This window comes from Mycolicibacter heraklionensis (assembly GCF_001021505.1).
GTDB classification, from domain to species: domain Bacteria; phylum Actinomycetota; class Actinomycetes; order Mycobacteriales; family Mycobacteriaceae; genus Mycobacterium; species Mycobacterium heraklionense.
Window position 1 is genome coordinate 92,555 of the sequence record NZ_LDPO01000006.1, and the last position, 19,172, is coordinate 111,726.

20 protein-coding genes are annotated in these 19,172 nt (G+C 67.9%); 8 read left to right on the top strand and 12 right to left on the bottom strand.

The window, feature by feature from the left end; translation table 11 throughout:
* Nucleotides 1-49 precede the first annotated feature (49 nt).
* From ABW16_RS26880 to hisN, 11 genes are all read right to left on the bottom strand, one after another.
* A complete protein-coding gene (locus tag ABW16_RS26880) occupies nt 50-436 on the bottom strand; it encodes a DUF6285 domain-containing protein (protein ID WP_047318968.1) in 387 nt (128 codons plus the stop codon).
* On the bottom strand, nt 397-1,386 hold the full coding sequence (locus ABW16_RS09765; protein ID WP_047318969.1) for a phosphotransferase family protein: 990 nt from the start codon (nt 1,384-1,386) through the stop codon (nt 397-399). Before ABW16_RS09765 ends, ABW16_RS26880 begins: the two co-directional genes overlap by 40 nt.
* Complete coding sequence (locus tag ABW16_RS09770; protein WP_047318970.1) at nt 1,383-2,624, bottom strand: acyl-CoA dehydrogenase family protein; 1,242 nt, start codon at nt 2,622-2,624, stop codon at nt 1,383-1,385. Before ABW16_RS09770 ends, ABW16_RS09765 begins: the two co-directional genes overlap by 4 nt.
* A 24-nt stretch (nt 2,625-2,648) precedes the next feature.
* Nucleotides 2,649-3,263 carry a TetR/AcrR family transcriptional regulator gene (locus ABW16_RS09775; protein ID WP_082134028.1) on the bottom strand — a complete coding sequence of 205 codons (615 nt, stop codon included), beginning with the start codon at nt 3,261-3,263 and terminating at the stop codon, nt 2,649-2,651.
* An 8-nt stretch (nt 3,264-3,271) separates the two neighbouring features.
* A complete protein-coding gene (locus ABW16_RS09780) occupies nt 3,272-4,177 on the bottom strand; it encodes a hydroxymethylglutaryl-CoA lyase (RefSeq protein WP_047318971.1) in 906 nt (301 codons plus the stop codon).
* Nucleotides 4,174-5,382, bottom strand: coding sequence for a CaiB/BaiF CoA transferase family protein (locus ABW16_RS09785; protein ID WP_047318972.1), 1,209 nt, complete (start codon nt 5,380-5,382; stop codon nt 4,174-4,176). Before ABW16_RS09785 ends, ABW16_RS09780 begins: the two co-directional genes overlap by 4 nt.
* The gene (locus ABW16_RS09790) at nt 5,379-6,563 is read right to left on the bottom strand and encodes an alpha/beta hydrolase family protein (RefSeq protein ID WP_047318973.1); all 1,185 of its coding nucleotides are present in this window, start codon (nt 6,561-6,563) and stop codon (nt 5,379-5,381) included. Before ABW16_RS09790 ends, ABW16_RS09785 begins: the two co-directional genes overlap by 4 nt.
* The gene (locus ABW16_RS09795; RefSeq protein ID WP_047318974.1) at nt 6,560-7,654 is read right to left on the bottom strand and encodes a homogentisate 1,2-dioxygenase; all 1,095 of its coding nucleotides are present in this window, start codon (nt 7,652-7,654) and stop codon (nt 6,560-6,562) included. The genes ABW16_RS09790 and ABW16_RS09795 overlap by 4 nt, the downstream gene beginning before the upstream one ends.
* A gap of 438 nt (nt 7,655-8,092) precedes the next feature.
* Entirely contained in the window at nt 8,093-9,301 is a 1,209-nt protein-coding gene (locus ABW16_RS09800) for an acyl-CoA dehydrogenase family protein (RefSeq protein WP_047318975.1), read from the bottom strand.
* Nucleotides 9,302-9,351: 50 nt separating this feature from the next.
* Nucleotides 9,352-10,755 carry an acyl-CoA dehydrogenase family protein gene (locus tag ABW16_RS09805; protein WP_047318976.1) on the bottom strand — a complete coding sequence of 468 codons (1,404 nt, stop codon included), beginning with the start codon at nt 10,753-10,755 and terminating at the stop codon, nt 9,352-9,354.
* 111 nt (nt 10,756-10,866) lie between these two features.
* Nucleotides 10,867-11,667, bottom strand: coding sequence for a histidinol-phosphatase (hisN, locus tag ABW16_RS09810; RefSeq protein WP_047318977.1), 801 nt, complete (start codon nt 11,665-11,667; stop codon nt 10,867-10,869).
* A gap of 23 nt (nt 11,668-11,690) precedes the next feature.
* On the opposite strand from hisN, the gene ABW16_RS09815 reads away from it, so the two are divergent.
* On the top strand, nt 11,691-12,014 hold the full coding sequence (locus ABW16_RS09815; protein ID WP_047318978.1) for a hypothetical protein: 324 nt from the start codon (nt 11,691-11,693) through the stop codon (nt 12,012-12,014).
* Between the two features lie 9 nt (nt 12,015-12,023).
* Here ABW16_RS09815 and ABW16_RS09820 read toward each other — a convergent pair whose 3' ends face one another.
* Nucleotides 12,024-13,472, bottom strand: a complete 1,449-nt coding sequence (locus tag ABW16_RS09820; protein ID WP_082134029.1) for an FAD-dependent oxidoreductase — start codon at nt 13,470-13,472, stop codon at nt 12,024-12,026.
* A gap of 96 nt (nt 13,473-13,568) precedes the next feature.
* On the opposite strand from ABW16_RS09820, the gene prfB reads away from it, so the two are divergent.
* Genes prfB through ABW16_RS09855 form a run of 7 tightly spaced genes read left to right on the top strand, consistent with a single transcriptional unit; the run spans nt 13,569 to nt 19,076 of the window.
* Nucleotides 13,569-14,684 (top strand): peptide chain release factor 2, encoded by a 1,116-nt coding sequence (gene prfB, locus ABW16_RS09825; RefSeq protein ID WP_047318979.1) that lies wholly within the window; start codon nt 13,569-13,571, stop codon nt 14,682-14,684.
* Nucleotides 14,674-15,591, top strand: coding sequence for a mechanosensitive ion channel family protein (locus tag ABW16_RS09830; protein WP_047318980.1), 918 nt, complete (start codon nt 14,674-14,676; stop codon nt 15,589-15,591). The genes prfB and ABW16_RS09830 overlap by 11 nt, the downstream gene beginning before the upstream one ends.
* Nucleotides 15,592-15,599: 8 nt before the next feature.
* Nucleotides 15,600-16,133, top strand: coding sequence for a hypothetical protein (locus ABW16_RS09835; protein WP_047319075.1), 534 nt, complete (start codon nt 15,600-15,602; stop codon nt 16,131-16,133).
* A gap of 13 nt (nt 16,134-16,146) precedes the next feature.
* A complete protein-coding gene (ftsE, locus tag ABW16_RS09840; protein ID WP_047318981.1) occupies nt 16,147-16,836 on the top strand; it encodes a cell division ATP-binding protein FtsE in 690 nt (229 codons plus the stop codon).
* A 1-nt stretch (nt 16,837) separates the two neighbouring features.
* On the top strand, nt 16,838-17,731 hold the full coding sequence (gene ftsX / locus ABW16_RS09845; RefSeq protein WP_047318982.1) for a permease-like cell division protein FtsX: 894 nt from the start codon (nt 16,838-16,840) through the stop codon (nt 17,729-17,731).
* 2 nt (nt 17,732-17,733) lie between these two features.
* The gene (gene smpB, locus ABW16_RS09850; protein ID WP_047318983.1) at nt 17,734-18,234 is read left to right on the top strand and encodes an SsrA-binding protein SmpB; all 501 of its coding nucleotides are present in this window, start codon (nt 17,734-17,736) and stop codon (nt 18,232-18,234) included.
* Entirely contained in the window at nt 18,231-19,076 is an 846-nt protein-coding gene (locus tag ABW16_RS09855; RefSeq protein WP_109519545.1) for a DMT family transporter, read from the top strand. The genes smpB and ABW16_RS09855 overlap by 4 nt, the downstream gene beginning before the upstream one ends.
* The last annotated feature ends 96 nt before the right edge of the window (nt 19,077-19,172 follow it).

Genomic DNA, 19,172 nt, shown 5'->3' on the forward strand with positions numbered 1-19,172 from the left:
GGTTTGGAGCAGCACCGTCGAAGTGATTGTCGCGCAGGCACTCTAGCGGCTACTGGGCATACCCCGGATGGTCGATCGCCAGTCGATGCTCCACCAGGGTGTACAGGCAGGCGGCGAGCGCCTCGGGCCGATCGTCAAGGTCACCGGCCCGGATGGCGGCGGCCAGCCCTGCCTCGTCGGCGAAACCCAGTCTCGCCAGTGCGTCGGCGACGACGCCGCCGGTGGTGTCGCGTAACTCCCGTTCGACGATGCGCAGCGCGTTGGCCGCTACCCGGGCGTGGAACCTGACCTGGCCGTCGGTGGCGGTATCCCCGTCGCGATTCACCACCGCCGTGTCCAGGAATTCGGTGACCGCGGCGACGAGTTCGGCCGCGGTGGGGCGGCGGCCCCCGGCGCTCACGGCCGGACTCCGTCGAGCAGGCGCAGCAGGTCCCATTCGGTTTCGGAGACGCGCCGGCCGATGGTCGCCAGTTCCACCGAACGGGTTTGGCCGCTCAGGTGACGCTGGGCCTGGTAGCGGCAGATGATGCCCCACCGCAGCGTGCCCAGCAGCAGCCACCAGTCGAACCGATCCGGATTGACATTCCCGCCGGTGGCTTGTTCGTAGGCGGCCAGAAAGGCGTCGATACCGCCGAGTCCACCGGCGGCGCGCTCGAGCGGCGCACCGAACCGCCAGGCCCGCAGGCAGAACCAGGCCAGGTCCTCACACCCGTCGCCCAGGTGCACCAGCTCCCAGTCCAGCACGGCGGCCAGATCACCGCGGCCGGAGACCATGAGGTTGCCCATCCGGAAATCGCCGTGGACCAGCTGCGCCGGCACCGGCGGTGGGCGATCGGCGGCCAGCCGTCGCAACGCCCACTCGAAGGGCGCCGTGGTGTCGGGCAGGGCATCGAGCTGGGTGCGGCATGCGGACAGCTGGTCTTCGGCACTCAATGCGACGCCGCCCGGGTCGGCCCGGTGAATGGCGGCCAGCGCCTGCGCGCACTGCCGCAGCAGCTGCGTGCGTCCCGCGTCGTCGAGCTGGCGCTCGATGCGGCGAACCACCGTCTCGCCGTCGATCAGATCGCAGATCAGGTACGGGTTCCCCAGTGCCGCAGCGGAATTATCGGCGATCAGCACGTTCGGCACCGGGGCACCGGCCCGGCCTGCGACACGCTGCGCGTGCGCCTCCAGCTCCATGCTGGCATGCAGCTCCTCAAGCGGGCCGGTGCGCAGAATCAGCGACCGGCGATGGCCTGTGCCCGTAACGGCATCGAACGCCCAGGTGATCCGGCTGGCGCCGCCGGTCAGGGCCCGCAGGTCCTCGACCACGACCGGGCCCAACTCCGGCGCCAGCACGTCGGCCAGCCGGTCGGCGAGCTGATCGGTGGTCGCACCCGGTTTCATGGCCGCCTATCGAACCCGAACAGCCGCTGCGCGACCCGGCGGATCTGGATCTCTTCGGCGCCTTCGGTGATCCGGTAGCGGCGGTGGTGGCGGTAGATGTGTTCGAACTGCTCGTGACGGGTGTAGCCCACGCCGCCGTGGATCTGGATGGCGCGGTCGGCGGCCTCGCACACCAGCCGGTTGGCACGGTAGTTGGCCATCGACACCTTGTCGGAGACCTCCAGGTGGTGGTCGCGGTCCAGGTGCCAGGCCGCGTAGTTCACCAGCAGCCGCACCATCTGGGCCTCGGTCTGCAGTTCGGCCAGCGGCCACTGCACCGCCTGGTTGACCGACAGCGGCTTGCCGAACACGATGCGTTGCCGCGCGTACTCGGCGGCGCGGTCGATGCAATACTGTGCGGCGCCCAGGCTGGAGGCGGCCTGGCGGATCCGGTTTTCGTGCAGGAAGGTCTGGGCCACGTCCAGCCCGCCGTCGACCTCGCCGAGCACCGCATCGGCGGGCACCCGCACGTTGTTCAGTTCGACCTCGCCGTGGTCGGTCGGCATGTTGAAGGTCCACCAGTAGAACGGGATGGTGAATCCCGGTGTGTCGGTGGGCACCAGGAACGCGGTGATCCCGCGTGCCGAGCCGGCTTCGCCGGATGTGCGGGCGAAGACCAAGTCGTGGGTGGCCCGGTGCACTCCGGTGTTGAATCGCTTGGCGCCGTTGATCACCCAGGTGTCGCCGTCGAGTTCGGCGCGGGTTTCCAGCCACGTGGCATCCGAACCGTGGTCTGGTTCGGTCAGTCCGAAGGCCATCGACCGCTCGCCGGTGATCATGGCCTGGGAGAACTCGCGGCGCTGCTCGTCGGTGCCGAACCGCTCCATCATGATCACCTGCGGGAAGTTCCCGACGATCGATGACTCGTCCTGCAGGTCGTTGTGCAGGCCGAGGCCCTTGTGTGCCAGATGTTCCCGGATCACCGCCATGTCGACGTTGGTTCCGTCGCGGCCGCCCAGGGATGCCGGCAGCCCGTAGCGCAGCCAGCCGGCCGCGTCGGCGCGGCGGCGCATCTCATCCAGCAATTCCTCCCACTCGCGTCGCGGGATGCCGCCGCGTTCCACGTCGGTGCGGGCGAACTCGCGCCGGTGGTCGAAGTACTGCATGTGCTCGGCCTGCAGCGGTGCGATCTCGCGCTCGATGAAGTCGTCCATCTCGGCGAGCACCCCGGGAAGGTGTTCGGGCAGTGTGAAATCCATGGCGATTCCTTCAGTTGTGGGTGGTCAACGGCCGTACAGGGTCTTTCTCCAGATGGTCGACAGCGTGGCGATGGCGTCATGATCGCTGATTCGCCATCCCGGTCCCGACGGGCCGACGAACACCACGGTGAAGTTCTCGAACAGCAGCGCGATGGCTGCCGCGATGTGGTCGGCATCGAGATCAAGACCGTAGCCCTGCTGCTGTGCGCGTCGCACCGAGGCGGCGACGATCTCCATGCCGAACCGGCGGAACTCGTTCTGCAGTGCGGCGAATCGCTCGCTGGTGGCGGCCAGCTGTGCCACCGCGATCATGACGCCGATGTTCGGCTTGAACATGGTCCAATAGGCACTGACCACCGACGTGAAGAACTCGGTGTCCTCCGGGGACTCCGGTAGCCGCATCTTGAGTCCGGACGGCTCGACCACCTGGGTGAGAAACGACTCGGCCAAGGCGGCCAGCAGGTCTTCCTTGTCACGGAAATACCGGTACAGCACCGCGGTGGACTTTCCGGCGGACGACGTGATGTCGGCCAGGGTGGTGCCGTGAAACCCGCGTTCGGCAAACAGTTCTCGGGCGGCCTGTTCGATCGCACCGCGCGTCAGGCGTCCTTTCGAACTGAGCTCACGCTGGGTGGACATCGAGGCGCTCAGACCCGCTTCCGGTCTCCGGCTGCCAGCAGGGCGCTGGGCAGCCCGTGGCCGACGACCGTGCTGGCCACACCGGCGGCGGCGATGGCGGCATCCAGGTCGATACCGGTGTCGATCCCGCAATCACTCAGCAGGTAGACCAGGTCCTCGGTGGCGATGTTCCCGGTGGCGCCAGGGGCGAACGGACAGCCGCCCAGGCCGCCGGCCGAGGCGTCGAGCCGGGTGATTCCCGCCTGCACCGCCGCGTAGGCGCAGGCCAGCCCGGAGCCGCGGGTGTTGTGGAAGTGCGCGCCCAGCGGGATGTCGCCGATGAGCGGCTGCACCGCCGCGATCAGGTCGGTGACACGCCGGGGAGTGGCCGTGCCGATGGTATCAGCGATGGCCAGCCGGTCGACCCCCAAATCGCTTGCCGAGGAGGCGATGTCGGTGACCCGCCCGGGATCGGTCGGTCCGTCGAACGGGCAGTCCCACGCGGTGGCGATGATGACCTCGACCGACGCGCCGGCATCATGGGCGATATCGGCGATGTCGGTGATGGCGGCGGCGGCCTGCGCGGTGGGGCGGCCGACATTGGCGGTGCTGAAGGCATCCGAGGCGCACACCACGTACTCGAGGGATTTCAGTCCGGCGGCCACCGCCCGGGCGGCGCCACCGGGGCTGGCGACCAGTGCGGAGAACTCCAGTTCGGGGTAGCGCCACAGTTCGGCGGCCAGCTCGGCGGCGTCAGCGAGGGCCGGGACTTTGGTCGGGGAGACGAACGAGGTCACCTCGACCTCGCGGACTCCGGTGGCAGCGATCGCGGCCAGCAGTTCGAGCTTGGCGCTCAACGGGATCGGCGCTTCGATCTGCAGGCCGTCGCGCAGCGCGACCTCGCGGATGCTGACCTGGCCGGGAAGTGTGCTCATAACACCCCCTGGGTGCGTAGGGTGTCCAACTCCGCGCTGGTCTTGCCGAGCAGGCCGGCGTAGACCTCGTCGTTGTGCTGGCCGGGCCGGGCCGATCCGGCGTTGCGGATGGTGCCGGGGCTCTCCGAGAGCACCGGGATGACGCCGGGGCCTAGGACGGTGCGCTCGGCGCCTTCGTCCCAGTGCTCGGCGAGCATGCCGCGTGCCCACAGTTGCGGGTCTTTGACGACCTCGGCCACCGTGTTGATGGGCCCGGAGATCACTCCGGCATCGCTCAGCGTCGCGATGGTGGCGTCCGGTGCCCGCTGTGCGGCCCATTCGCCGATGATCGAGTCCAGCTCGTCCTGATTGCGGCCGCGCGCACCGTGATCGGCGAACCGCGGGTCGGTCGTCAGTTCCGGCCTGCCCATGGCCTGGCACAGCCGGGCGAACACGCTGTCCTGGTTGGCGGCGATCACCACCCAGCTGCCGTCGGCCGACTGGTAGATGTTCGACGGCGCGATGCCCTCGAGTCGGGTGCCCGACGGCCCGCGCACCACGCCGCCGACGTCGTAGTCGGGGATGGTGGATTCCTGGATGGCCAAGCAGGATTCGGTGAGGGCGACATCGACCACCTGACCGTGACCGGTGACCGTGCGACGGTAGAGGGCGGCCAGCGCGCCTTGGGCGGCGAACATGCCCGCGAGGCTGTCGCCGAGGGACAGCGCCAGCCGTGGCGGCGGGCCGCCGGGAAAGCCGTTCATGTGCCGTAGCCCGCTGGCCGCTTCGGCAACCGAGGCGTAGCCTGCCTTGTGCGCGTCCGGTCCGGTCTGTCCGTAGCCGGAGACCCGCACCAGGATGATGCCCTTGTTGCGCTGACGCAGGACGTCGAAGCCCAGGCCCCAGCGCTCCAGCGTGCCGGGGCGGAAGTTCTCCACGACTATGTCGGACTTCTCGATGAGTTCGAGGAACAGTTCCCGGCCGCGCTCGGCGCGCAGGTCGAGGGTGACGGCCTTCTTGTTGCGGGCGTGCACGGTCCAGAAGAAGTGGTGCCCGTCGAGCTCGGCCTGTCCCCAGGTGCGCAGCGGGTCGGGTTTGCCGGGCAGCTCGATCTTGATGACCTCGGCGCCCATGTCGCCGAGCAGCCGCCCGGCGAACGGTCCGGAGATCAGCGTGCCGAGCTCAATGACCCGGATGCCGTCGAGTGCACCGGCTGAGGGATTCATGCCGACGAGCCTACGAAATCATGCTGGGCCAGCCAATGACTGACGATCTGCACGGCCTGTCGCAGCGCGTCACGCTGATCCGGACCGGCGTAATAGTGATTGGCGCCGGGGATTTCGTGCATTTGCTTGTCGCTGGTGCCGATCGCCTCGAAGAGCCGGCGGGTGTGGCTGGGCGTGCAGGCGTCGTCGGCCATATTGCCGATCACCAGGGTGGGCACCGCGATGTCGTGTCCACAGTCCACGCCGTCGCCGTGGGCGTCGTCGTAGCTCCACTGCGACAGCCAGCTGCGCAGCGTGCAGAACCGTGCCAGCCCGACCGGGCTCATGTTCACCACGGCGGGCTCACCCAGATAGCAGCTGCCGGGGGTGCGTTCGTTGGGATCGACCGTCGGGTCCAGCCAGCGCGGGTCGGCCATGGTGCCGTGGACGACGAACCCGAACTCCTGATCGGGCACGCCGGCGTCTTTGAGCTCGGCCAGCTTCGCCTTGACCCAGGCGGTGATCCGGCGATTCCGGTCGATTTGGGCGGCCCGGTAGCGCGCCAGGAACTCCTGGCTGTAGGGCGGCTGGTTGGGATTGTCCGGGTTGTAGAGGTCCAGTTCCGGATCGCGTTTGGTCGGGTCGGACTCGTCGAGGATCGAGGCGTCGAGCCATTCGGTCAGCGTGCCGTGGCGGCTGATGTGGGCGGCGAGCAGCATCACGCCGTCGGCGGGGATCAGGTTCAGCTTGGTCAGGTCGGGGCCGTCGCCGGAGGGGCTGGCGGTCACCGTCGGATGCTGGGCCTGCTGTTGGTAGAACAGCGACAGCGAGCCGCCGCCGCTCCATCCGGCCAGCACCACCTTGGCGTAGCCGAGCCGGTTCTTGGCGTCGGCGATGCACTGGCCGAGGTCTTCGACCACCTTCTCCATCAGCAGCGCCGAGTCGGTGCCGCGGAATCGGCTGTTGCAGTAGATGACGTGGTGCCCGGCGCGGGCCAGGGCATTGACCATCGGCAGGTAGGCGCCGCCGCCGATCGGGTGCATGAACACCAGCACGGTGTCGCTCGGGCTGTCCTTGGGCCGCAGCAGGTAGCTCTCCAGCACCACCAGCTCGGCGACCCCGCCGTAGACGTCGCGGACACCCGAATTGTTCTGGTAGGCAATCAGGTAGGGGATTCGGTCGTAGTCGTGCTTGGCGGTCATGCGTGCTGTCCTAGGTCGGCGGCGAGAATCTCGGGGGAGGGGATGAGGCGGCGTCGGGTGTCGATGGCGATGACCTGCCAGTCCACCCGCTGATAGTCGTCGAACTTGCGGCGTGCCCGCTCGCGGGCCTTCTCCGGCGCGCCGTGATGCACGCCTTGCGGGGCGTGGCTGATCAGGCCTGGCGGCATCGGAATCCCGTACAGCGATCCGCCGTGGAAGAACGCGATCTCGTCGTAGTCGACGTTGCGGTGATACCACGGCGTGCGTTCGGTACCCGGGATCCCTTCAGCGGGCTTGGGCAAAAAGTTCATCACGTAGACCCCGGTGGCCTGCATGAACAGGTGCACCGTCGGTGGCAGGTGCACGCTGTCGGAGGTCACCACGTTGTAGTCGGCGATGTTGAACGAGAACGCGAAGTTGTCGCCGCGCCAGCCCTCGACGTCGATCGGATTGTGTTGGTAGTGAAGCGTTGTCGGCCCGCCGTCATGAATGAGACGGACTTCGTAGCGCTCGCGCCCATCGTCGTCGATGGGGGCCGGCTCGGGGATGACGACCAGGGAGGGGTCGAACGGGAAGTGCCGGCCCAGCGGCCCCGGCGGCGGCACCCGGAACTCGTCGGTGGCCTCGATCATCAGCCAGGTGGTCTCGGCTGCGGGAAGTTGACGCCAGGTGGTCGCCTTGGGCAGGTACAGCCAGTCGCCCTCGCGGTAGTCCAGCGGGCCGAATTCGGTCTCCAGCTGCCCGGATCCGGCATGCACGAAGCACAGCAGGTCGCCGTCGACGTAGCGGACGTGAAACGGCATCTCCGCCGAGCGCCGGGACAACCGGATGCGGCAGTCGGGGTTGCTGAACAGCAGCAGGGGATCGCCGGCGGGGTCGATCGCGTCGGCGGGTTGCAGCTGCGCGGCCAGTACGTCCAGGGGCCGTAGCGGCCCTTCGGCCCGGTAGGCGGTCGGGTCGTTACGCCGGTACATGTTGGCGGTGCGGCCGGTGAAGCCGCCGCGGCCCAGCTCGTCGTCCTTGAGGCCGTCGAGGTCGGCATGGATGCGGCGCGGCGTGGTGCCTTTGCGCAGGTGGACGAAGGATTCCATCGGCGACTCCCGGGGAGCTCATGCGAATATCGGACTAAAACTAAAAGTAACGTTACTTTTTGTTTCGGTCCGGGGCAAGGGCCGCGGGCCCACCAACCCCCAACCGCGAGCGGGCGTGTTTGCACGGCGAAACCCGGTGTGTCGCGTACAAGGACGCACGTTCGCTGCGGCATGAGAGGGCCAAACCTGCGAAAGGCTGGACCCCAGTAGGGGATGATCTGGTCCGGGTCGTGATCAGACCCAGCGATTTACCGTAGGTGCTCCCACCAGCGACGCGGGCCGCGGCGCATCACCTGCGCTTGGGTGGTGCCGGCCGAGGTGAATACCGCGATCTGGGTTGCCGAGGCTGTGCGAGGGTGCGTACTTGTACGGCAAACGACGGCGTGTCGTGTACAGACACGCACCTTCGACGTAGAAGGAGACGCAGAAGGAAACGGGCTACTTCAGCTCGGACGAGGACAGGCCCAGCAGTCGGCGGGCCACCACCAGCAGCTGGATCTGCTGGGTGCCCTCGAAGATGTCGAGGATCTTCGAGTCGCGGCTCCACTTCTCCAGCAGGGTCTGCTCGGAGTAGCCGAGGGTGCCGGCCATCTCGACGGCCTTGAGGGTGATGTCGCTGGCGACTCGGCCGGCCTTGGCCTTGCCCATCGACGCCTCTTTGGAGTTCGGGATGTTGTTGTCGGCCTGCCATGCCGAGCGCAGCGCCAGCAGGTTCGCCGACTCCCAGTCGGCCTCCATGCGCAGGAATTCCGCGGCCGGCGCGCTCTGGGCGTGCGCCGGCTTGTCATAGGAGATCTCGATGCCGGCGGCGGTGAGCATCTTGCGCAGCTCTTCGAGCGCGGCACGCGCGACCCCGACCGCCATGGCGGCCACGATCGGCCGGGTGTTGTCGAAGGTCTCCATGACCCCCGAGAAGCTCTTCTCGGTGTTGATCTCCGGGCTGCCCAGCAGGTTGTCCTTGGGGATGCGGGCATTGTCGAACCGGATGACCGCGGTGTCGGAGGCCTTGATGCCGAGCTTGTGCTCCAGGCGCTCGACGATGACCCCGGGGTGCTCGCGCGGGACGATGAACGACTTGATCGCCGCCCGGCCCAGCGATTTGTCCAGCGTCGCCCACACCACGATGTGGGTGCATCGCGATCCGGCGGTGACGAAGATCTTCTCGCCGTTGATCACGTACTCGTCGCCGTCGAGGGTGGCCGTGGTGCTCACCGCCGCCGAATCCGAGCCGAAGCTCGGCTCGGTGATCGCCATCGCGGCCCACACCTTGCCCAGCCGTTCGAGCTGTTCATCGGTGGCCACGCCGGAGATCGCCGCGTTGCCGAGGCCCTGGTAGGGCACCGACAGCATCAAAGCGACGTCGCCCCAGCTCATCTCGAGCACCTGCAGCATTGCCGCCATGTTGGCCGCGTTGCGGTTTCCGGTCTGCTCGCCGGCGTCGCGGAAGGCCTCGGCACCGGCCATCGCGTTGCCGCCGGCGCCGGAGACCCCGTCGAACAGGGTTTCCAGGGTGTCCAGCTCAACCGGGTAGGCGTGCTCACGCGCGTCGTACTTGCGCGAGATGGGGCGCAGCATTTCGGCGGCCCCGGCATGGGTCATCTCAATGACTTCCTGCAGCTTGCGGGGCAGTTCCAGATTGATTGCCATGATCAGACTTTCGTGTTCGCAGCGGAGTTTGCTTGATGTCTTTGGATGACTCAGATGACCAGGACGCCCTCGGCGACGCCGAGCGCCCGCAGATCGCGGTACCAGCGCTCGACCGGGTGCTCCTTGGTGTAGCCGTGGCCGCCGAGCAGTTGCACCCCGTCCAGACCGATCTGCATGCCCTTGTCGGTCGCGATCCGCTTGGCCAGTGCGGCTTCCCGGATGAATGGCAGCCCCTGCTCGCACCGCGACGCGCCGCGCCAGGTCAGCAGCCGCAGCCCATCGAGCTCGATGGCGATGTTGGCGCACATGAACGCCACCGACTGGCGGTTGGCGATCGGCTCACCGAATGCCTCGCGCTCCTTGATGTAGGGCATCACGTGGTCGAGCACCGCATGGCTGGTGCCGACGGCCAGCGCTGCCCAGCCCAGCCGGGACAGCGCGATGGCCTGCGAGTAGTCGGAATCGGTCGCGGCGTCCTCGCCGAGGCGGGCGCTCAACGGCACCGTCACCTTGTTCAACTCGAGCTGCCCGAGGGCAGCGGCGCGAAGACCCATGCTGGGGTCGGCCTTCACCGTCAGGCCCGGCGTCGACGACTCGACGATGAACAGCGCCGGCTTGCCGTTCAGCTGCGCGGCCACGATGAACAGTTCGGCGTCGGCGGCGGCCACGACCAGCGACTTCACGCCGTCGAGCCGGTAGCCGCTGGGCGTGCGCACCGCGGTCGTCTTGAGGTTGGTCGGGTCGAACAACGGCTGCGGCTCGACGATCGCGACACAGGCCTGGGGGACCTTCTCGCCGGCGAACTCGGGCAGGTAGGTGGCCTGCTGGTCGGCGCTGCCCCAGTGGGTCAGCGCCGAAGCCACCCCGCCGGGGGCCAGGATCGGCAGCGCCAGGCCCATGTCGCCGTAGCCCAGCGCCTCGGCGACCAGCACGTTGGTGACCGCCGAACGGTGCGCGGCGATCCCGTCGAAGTCCTCGGGGATGTTGATCGCCGTGATGCCCAATTCGGCGGCCTTGCCGAGCAGCTCGCGGGGGTAGTCGAGGGCCTCGTCGGCGTCGTGGGCCGCCGGGCGCAGCAACTCGGCCGCGAACTCCTCGACCGTGTCGATGATCATCTGCTGGTCGTCGTCGGGGGTCAGGTCGAAGTAGTCGCCGCCCTTGGCGCGAGCGGGGGCGCCCAGTCGCGCCGGCGCCTTGCCCAGGCCCTGGACCTTCTTGAACTGGCGGGTCGAGGCTCCCGCGACGGAGAACACCGTCTTCACGCCGTAGTTGAGGCCCCAGTTGAGCGGCTCGCGCAGCCGGTAGCGGTCCAGGAACTCGCGGCTGACCAGCGGAGTGACCAACGACAGCGCGGCCGCGATCGGGCTGCGCTTGTGTGGAACCGACCCGACGCCGCTGGCACGGCTGTTCAGCCGCACCTTCGAGCCGTTGGTGGCGGGGGCGATATCAGTCATGTCAGAGCCTCACTCGAGGGAAGGTATCGATGAGGCCACCTTACTCCGAAGTAAGATGACTCAAAAGTAAGGTGTGACCAAGTCCTCAACCGGCCCCGCCGGCCGCCCGGACTACTCCGGGGTCAATGCCGCCAGCACCTGCTTGTGCAGGGCGGGGTTGGCGGCCACGGCGCAGTTGCCGTGCGGACCCGGGTTGCCGGACAGGTCGGTGAACACCCCGCCGGCCTCGCGCACCAGGATGTCGACGGCGGCCAGATCCCACACCGACACCGCCGGCTCGATGGCTGCGTCCACCGCGCCTTCGGCGACCAAGCAGTACGCCCAGAAATCGCCGTAGGAGCGTGCCCGCCACACCGCCTCGGTCAGTGCGAGGAACTGCTCCCGCAGGCCGCGCGCCCCCCAGTAGTTCAACCCCGCGAACGTCAGGCTGGATGAGCCCACGTCGGCCACCGAGGACACCGACAGCCGTCGGGCAGGCGCGCCGGCGACGGACCCGAACGCGCCCTGGCCGCGCGTCGCCCACCAGCGCCGGTGCAACGCCGGAGCGCTGATCACCCCGAGGATCGGCACGCCGTCCTCCAGCAACGCGATCAGAGTGGCCCACACCGGCACCCCGCGCACGAAGTTCTTGGTGCCGTCGATCGGGTCGATGATCCATTGGCGCCCAGTGAAAGTGGCGGTGCCACCGAATTCCTCGCCGAGGATCTGGTCGTGCGCACGCTCAGCGACCAGCACCTCACGCAGTGCGGTTTCGACCGCCTGGTCGGCGTCGGTCACCGGGGTCAGGTCGGGCTTGGTGTCGACCCGCAGGTCCAGCGCACCGAACCGCGCCAGGGTGATTTCGTCCGCCCGGTCGGCCAGGGCCAGGGCCAGGGTGAGGTCGTCTTCGAGATTGTCGTTGATCTGCGCCATGGCGAAAGTCCTACCATGACCGCATGTGGGAGTTTGGGGCACTGCTGTTGCTGCTGGCGATCATGGCGGTGTTCCTGGCGCCGCGATTCCTCCGGTCGGGACCGGGCGGGGACGCCCAGGACGGCACCGTGCTGGTCACCGGAGTCAGTCCCCGGCCCGAGGCAACCGGTGCGCAATACGTCACCATCACGGGCGTCCTGCATGGACCGACGGTGGATGAGCACGAGGTCTACCAGCGGTTCGCGGTCGACGTCACCAAATGGCCGAGTGTGGGTGACCTGCTGCCGGTGCGGTACTCACCGCGCAATCCGGACAACTGGAATCTGACCGGGCCAGTGGGGGATTGAGAATCCCGTTTACCGTGGCTGCGACTCCGGCAACGGCACTGGGTAGGACGTCAGACCCGCGTCATCACAGTCGGGACAGGGCTTGTCTTCGCCCGGCCCGTGCCCGATCCGCAGCATCTCGGCGACGTTGGTCAGCTTGACCCGGGGCCGGCCATGCGGCTCACCGGTGGACCGCTCGTGGGCGTCGATCAGCTGCCAGTGCTCGGCGGTGACCAGTTCCGGTTGGCGAGACAGCAGCCATCGGTGCAGTTGGGCGTCGTAGTCGGCGTCGACGTCGGGAAGCTCGGTGGCGGCCAGATCCGCGGCGAGCGTGTCAACGGTGGCTTGGGAGTCACTCTTGTTGGAACCGATCACCCCGGAGGGCCCGCGCTTGATCCACCCGACCACGTACTGATTGCGGGTGCCCTCGATGCGTCCGTCGCTGTGCGGAATGGTGCAGCTGCGTTCGTCGAACGGCAAGCCCGGCATCGGAACGCCGCGATAACCGACCGAGCGCACCACCAGCTGAGCCGGCAGAACCTCGCGTTCACCGGTGTCGTGCGCGCTGACCCGGCCCTGCTCGTCGGTCGTCAGCTCGTTGCGGCCCAACACAATTTCCTCGACCCGGCCGTCGCCGCGAATCTCGATCGGAGACGTGCAGAACCGGAACACGATCCGGCGATGGCCCGGGCGGGGTTCGCGCCCGACGTAGGTGCGCAGCACCTTGACGTTCTGCTTGGGATGCTTGGCGGCCGCCTCGATGTCCTCGTCGGTGATACCGGCGAACTCGGCGGCGTCGATCACCACGTCGACATCGTCGAGTCCCTTGAGATCGCCCAGCTCGCGTAGCTCCGGGCTGGTGAACGTAGCCTGCAGCGGGCCGCGCCGACCGATGATCACCACCTCTTCGACCCCGCGGGGGCCGAGCACATCCAGCGCGTGGTCGGCGATATCGGTGCGGCGCAGTTCGTCGGGCTGGCTGACCAGGATGCGAGCCACATCCAGGGCCACATTGCCGTTGCCGACCACGATGGCGCGCTTGCAGCTCAGGTCGGGTGCGTGGTCAGCGAAGTGCGGATGCGCGTTGTACCAGCCGACGAAGTCCACCGCGGCGACGCTGCCGGGAAGTTCCTCCCCGGGGATGCCCAGGTGCCGATTCGACTGCGCACCGATCGCGTAGATCACCGCGTCGTAGCGCTCGGCCAGTTCGGCGGGCGTCACGTGCTCGCCGACGGTGACGTTGCCGTAGAACCGGAACCGGGGATCGGCCGTGGTCTTCTCGAACTGCGCACTGATCGACTTGATCTTCGGGTGGTCCGGCGCCACCCCGGAGCGCACCAGGCCCCACGGCGTCGGCAGCATCTCCAGCATGTCGACGCGCACGTCGACCTCACCGCCGGCAGCCAGCTTGAGCAGCGATGCCGCAGCGAAGTAGCCAGAGGGACCGGAGCCGACGATCGCGACGTGGTAGGGCCGCATCCTCGAACCTTCTTTCTCCTCGGAAGTCGTTCATGCACCCGCGTAACCCCGATGCTAGAGGTCGCGCGCCAATGGCCGCCGGTAACCTCGATAAACGTGGAACCAGACCGCCAGCCCGACATCGCCGCCCTCGACGCCACCTTGACCACGGTGGAGCGGGTGGTTGACGTCGACGGACTGCGCAGCCGCATCGACAAACTCGAGCACGAGGCGTCCGACCCGAACCTGTGGGACGACCAGGCCCGCGCCCAGCGCGTGACCAGTGAGTTGTCGCACGCTCAGGGCGAGCTGCGCCGTATCGAGGAACTGCGCCGCCGCCTCGACGACCTGCCGGTGCTCTACGAGATGGCGGCTGAGGAAGAGGGCTCGGCCGCCGCCGACGCCCTGGCCGAAGCCGACGCCGAGCTCGCCTCGCTACGCACCGACATCGAGACCATGGAAGTCCGCACCCTGCTCTCGGGTGAGTACGACGAGCGCGAGGCACTGGTCACGATCCGCTCCGGGGCCGGCGGCGTGGACGCCGCGGACTGGGCCGAGATGCTGATGCGGATGTACATCCGCTGGGCCGAGCAGCACAACTACGGCGTCGAGGTGTTCGACACCTCCTACGCCGAAGAGGCCGGCATCAAGAGCGCCACGTTCGCGGTGCACGCACCCTTCGCCTACGGCACCCTCTCGGTGGAACAGGGCACCCACCGGCTGGTGCGGATCAGCCCGTTCGACAACCAGGGGCGCCGACAGACGTCGTTCGCCGAGGTCGAGGTGTTGCCGGTGGTCGAGACCACCGACCACATCGACATCCCCGAGGGCGACGTCCGGGTCGACGTCTACCGCTCCAGCGGACCGGGCGGACAGTCGGTGAACACCACCGACTCGGCGGTGCGGCTCACCCACATCCCCACCGGGATCGTCGTCACCTGTCAGAACGAGAAGTCACAGCTGCAGAACAAGGTTTCGGCGATGCGGGTGCTGCAGGCGAAGCTGATGGAACGCAAACGCCAGGAGGAGCGAGCCGAGATGGACGCGCTCAAGGGCGACGGCGGCAGCTCATGGGGCAACCAGATGCGCTCCTATGTGCTGCACCCGTATCAGATGGTCAAGGACCTGCGTACCGAGTACGAAGTCGGCAACCCGGCCGCGGTGCTCGACGGCGACATCGACGGATTCCTCGAAGCCGGGATCCGGTGGCGCAACTCCCCGGATGGCGACTGAGCGCATGGTCTTAGCCTTCTCCCCGGGACAGCGCTGGCACGCCCTGTGGCGCGGTGAGATCGGCGAGTGGGTCATCACCAAGGGTTTGCGGATCGTCCTGCTGCTGATCGGGGCGGTGCTGGCCTCGCGGTTCATCACCTGGGCGGCGCGCCGCGTCACCCGGAGGCTGGAACACGGTTTCCAGGCCAGTGACGCGCTGGTGCGTTCGGAGGCCTCCAAGCACCGCCAGGCAGTCGCCTCGGTGATCTCGTGGGTGTCGGTGGTGCTGCTGTGCGTGATGGTCGCCGTCCAGATCACCAGCATCCTCGACATTCCGATCGGCTCGTTGGTGGGGCCGGCGGCGGTGCTGGGTGGTGCGATCGGTTTCGGCGCCCAGAAGCTGGTGCAGGACCTGCTGAGCGGGTTCTTCATCATCACCGAAAAGCAGTACGGCTTCGGCGATCTGGTGCAGCTGTCCATGGCGGGTGCGCCGACGGAGGCGCTCGGGACCGTCGAGGAGGTCACGTTGCGGGTGACGAAGCTGCGCACCCCCAACGGCGAGGTCTACAACGTCCCGAACGGCAACATCGTCCGGTCCCTGAACCTGTCCAAGGACTGGGCGCGCGCCGTCGTCGACATCCCGGTGCCCACCAGCGCCGACCTGACCCGGGTCAACGAGGTTTTGCACCAAGTGTGTGAGAACGCCCGCGAGGCCGACGCCCCGCTGCGGGACCTGCTGCTGGACCAGCCGTCCATCATGGGGGTGGAGAGCATCGAACTCGGTGTCGTCAACCTGCGGATGGTCGCCCGCACCCTCCCCGGCAAGCAGTTCGAGGTAGGACGCCGGCTGCGCATCCAGGTGGTGCGGGCACTGGCGTCGGCCGGCGTTGTCACCGCCGGCGACGTCAAACCGGTGGAGACGCTGTGAAGCTCAGCATCAGAAAGCCCGCCGACACCCCGGAGCGGCCGGACCGGTCGGACGGCAAGCGATGGAAATGGCCGGAGCATCTGTTCGGCGGCCGGGTCCGCACCTCCACGGTGGCGCTGATCATCGCCTTCGCCGCGGTGTGGTGGGTCTACGACACCTACCGGGAGGAGCCGAAGCCGCCGCCCGCTCCGCAGGTGGTGCCGCCGGGCTTCATTCCCGACCCGGCCTACACCTGGGTGCCGCGTACCAAGTTGCAACAGCCGCCGGTGACCATCACCGAGACCGTCACCCCGACGCCCACCACGACCGAGCCCCCCGCCCCGACAGAGCCGTCGGTCAGCGAACCGCCGACACCGGTGCCGGGGTTCCCGTTCTGTCCGCCGCTGTGCCCACCGCCGGCCCCGGCCCCGCCGGAGGAACCCGGACCCTCGAACTCCCCGGCGCCTACGACGTCCCTGTCGGCGCCTCCCGGAGCTCGACAGCCCGTGCCTGGCCCGGCGACACCCGCGTCCCCGGCGGGCCCGGGCGCCTCACACGGCTAAACTGCGTGCCGTGATGATCACGCTCGACCATGTCACCAAGCAGTACAAATCGTCGGCCCGGCCGGCGCTGGACAACATCAATGTCAAGATCGACAAGGGCGAGTTCGTGTTCCTGATCGGCCCGTCCGGCTCGGGCAAGTCGACGTTCATGCGACTGCTGCTGGCCGAGGAAACGCCCACCTCGGGCGATATTCAGGTGTCGAAGTTCCACGTCAACAAGCTGCCCGGCCGCCACATCCCCAGCCTGCGCCAGGTGCTCGGCTGCGTGTTCCAGGACTTCCGCTTGTTGCAGCAGAAGACGGTGTTCGAAAACGTCGCGTTCGCTCTCGAAGTCATCGGCAAGAAGCCGGAGATGATCAACCGGGTGGTCCCCGAAGTGCTGGAGATGGTCGGGTTATCCGGCAAGGCCAACCGGCTGCCGGGCGAACTGTCCGGCGGTGAACAGCAGCGGGTGGCGATCGCTCGCGCCTTTGTCAACCGCCCCCTGGTGCTGCTGGCCGACGAGCCGACCGGGAACCTCGACCCGGAAACAAGTGAGGACATCATGGACCTGCTGGAGCGGATCAACCGCACCGGCACCACGGTGCTGATGGCGACCCACGACCACCACATCGTCGACTCGATGCGCCAGCGCGTCGTCGAGCTTTCGCTGGGCCGGCTGGTGCGCGACGAACAGCGCGGTGTCTACGGAATGGATCGCTGACGTGCGCTTTGGGTTCCTGTTCAACGAGGTCATGACCGGCCTGCGCCGCAACGTCACCATGACGGTGGCGATGATCCTCACCACGGCCATTTCGATCGGGCTGTTCGGCGGCGGCCTGCTGGTGGTGCGCCTGGCCGATCAGTCCCGCAACATCTACCTGGACCGGGTGGAATCGCAGGTCTTCCTGAACCCCGACATCGCCGCCGACGACCCGAACTGCGAAGGTCAGGCGTGCAAGGCACTGCGCGAACAGATCGAGACGCGCAATGACGTGAAGTCGGTGCGCTACCTCAACGCCGACGACGCGTATGCCGACGCCATCCGCAAGTTCCCCGAGTTCAAGGACGTCGCGAGCAAGGACTCGTTCCCGGCGTCGTTCATCGTCAAACTGGAAAACCCGGAGCAGAGCAAGGAATTCGACGCCGCGATGCAGAGCCAGCCCGGTGTGCTCAGCGTGCTCAACCAGAAGAAGCTGATCGACCGATTGTTCGCCGTGCTTGACGGACTGAGCAGTGCCGCGTTCGCGGTCGCCCTGGTGCAGGCGGTCGGGGCGGTGTTGTTGATCGCCAACATGGTTCAGGTCGCGGCCTATACCCGGCGCACCGAGGTCTCCATCATGCGTCTGGTGGGCGCCAGTCGCTGGTACACCCAGCTGCCGTTCCTGGTGGAGGCGGTGCTGGCCGCGACGGTGGGTGTCATCATCGCGATCATCGGGTTGATCGTGGTGCGAGCACTGTTCCTCGACAACGCGCTCAGCCAGTTCTATCAAGCGCATCTGATCGCGCGAATCGACTACGCCGACATCCTCTACATCGCGCCGATCCTGCTGTTGCTGGGCGCGGCGATGGCCGGAGCGACCGCATACGTGACGCTCCGGCTGTACGTGCGGCGGTAGCGATGGCCAAGAAATCGGCGGACAAGGGCAGCAAGAAGAAGCCGGACAAACAGATCGTCGCGTCGAATCGCAAAGCGCGACACAACTACTCGATTCTCGACGTGTACGAAGCGGGAGTGTCGCTGGTGGGCACCGAGGTGAAGAGCCTGCGAGCCGGGCAGGCCTCACTGGTCGATGCGTACGCCACCGTCGACGACGGGGAAGTGTGGCTGCGCAACATGCACATTCCCGAGTACCACCACGGCACCTGGACCAATCACGACCCGCGACGCACCCGCAAGCTGCTGTTGCATCGACGCCAGATCGACATGCTGATCGGCAAGATCCGCGACGGCAATCTCACCCTGGTGCCGCTGTCGGTGTACTTCACCGAAGGCAAGGTGAAGGTCGAATTGGCGCTGGCGCGCGGCAAGCAGGCTCACGACAAGCGGCAGGACCTCGCCCGGCGTGACGCGCAGCGCGAAGTCACTCGGGCGCTGGGCCGGCGCGCCAAGGGCATGTGACCGGCGCCGTCCTGGCGCTGTTGTCAGCGGCCGGTTTCGGAGTCAGCGATTTCGCCGGTGGCCTCGCCGCGCGCCGCGTACCCGCACTGCGGGTGGTACTGGTCTCCTACCCGGTGGCGCTGGTGTTGCTGGGCGCGTTCGCCATCGGGGTGGGCGGACCGATTCCGGCGGGGGCGATCGGCTGGGGTCTGGCCTCCGGTGTCGCGCTGGGCTTGGGCGGCTGGTGGTTCTATGCCGCGCTGGGGGCGGGTCCGATCTCGGTGGTGTCGCCGATCTCGGCGGTGCTGACGGCCGGGGTGCCGGTCGTGATCGGCTTGATCCAGGGGGAGCGGCCCGGGCTGGTGGCCGACGGCGGGATCGTGCTGGCGCTGCTGGCGGTGGCCCTGGTGAGCAGGCAGGCCACCGACGAGGACATCCGGCCGCACCAGTTCACCCGCAAGGTGGCCTGGCTGACGGTCGGCGCCGGGGTGGCGTTCGGCTTGGACTTCGTGTTCATCCACGAGGCGCCGGATGACTCCGGCCTGTGGCCGTTGGCGTTCGCGCGGGTGGCGGCCGCGGTGCTGGTGTTCACCGCGGCGACCGGGGCGCGTGAATTGCGCGTGCCCACCGGCCGGCCGTTGAAACTGGCGCTGGTGGCGGGGCTGTCTGACTCCGCGGCCAACGTCGCGATGCTGCTGGCGCTGCGGGGGTCGGACCTGTCGTTGGCCAGCGTGCTGATCTCGCTGTTCCCGGCGGTGACGGTGGTGCTGGCCATTGTGGTATTGCGCGAACGGGTGCACCGCGGGCAGGTGGTGGGCATGGTGCTGGCCATCGTGGCGGTGGCGATGATCACCGCGCGGTGACGGTGCGGTGCCGAGGGAATGAACGGGCGCCGGTCTGTCGTTGGAACCGCGTACCATGAAGTGTCCGCCGACGGTCGGCGGAGAACTACCCAAGAC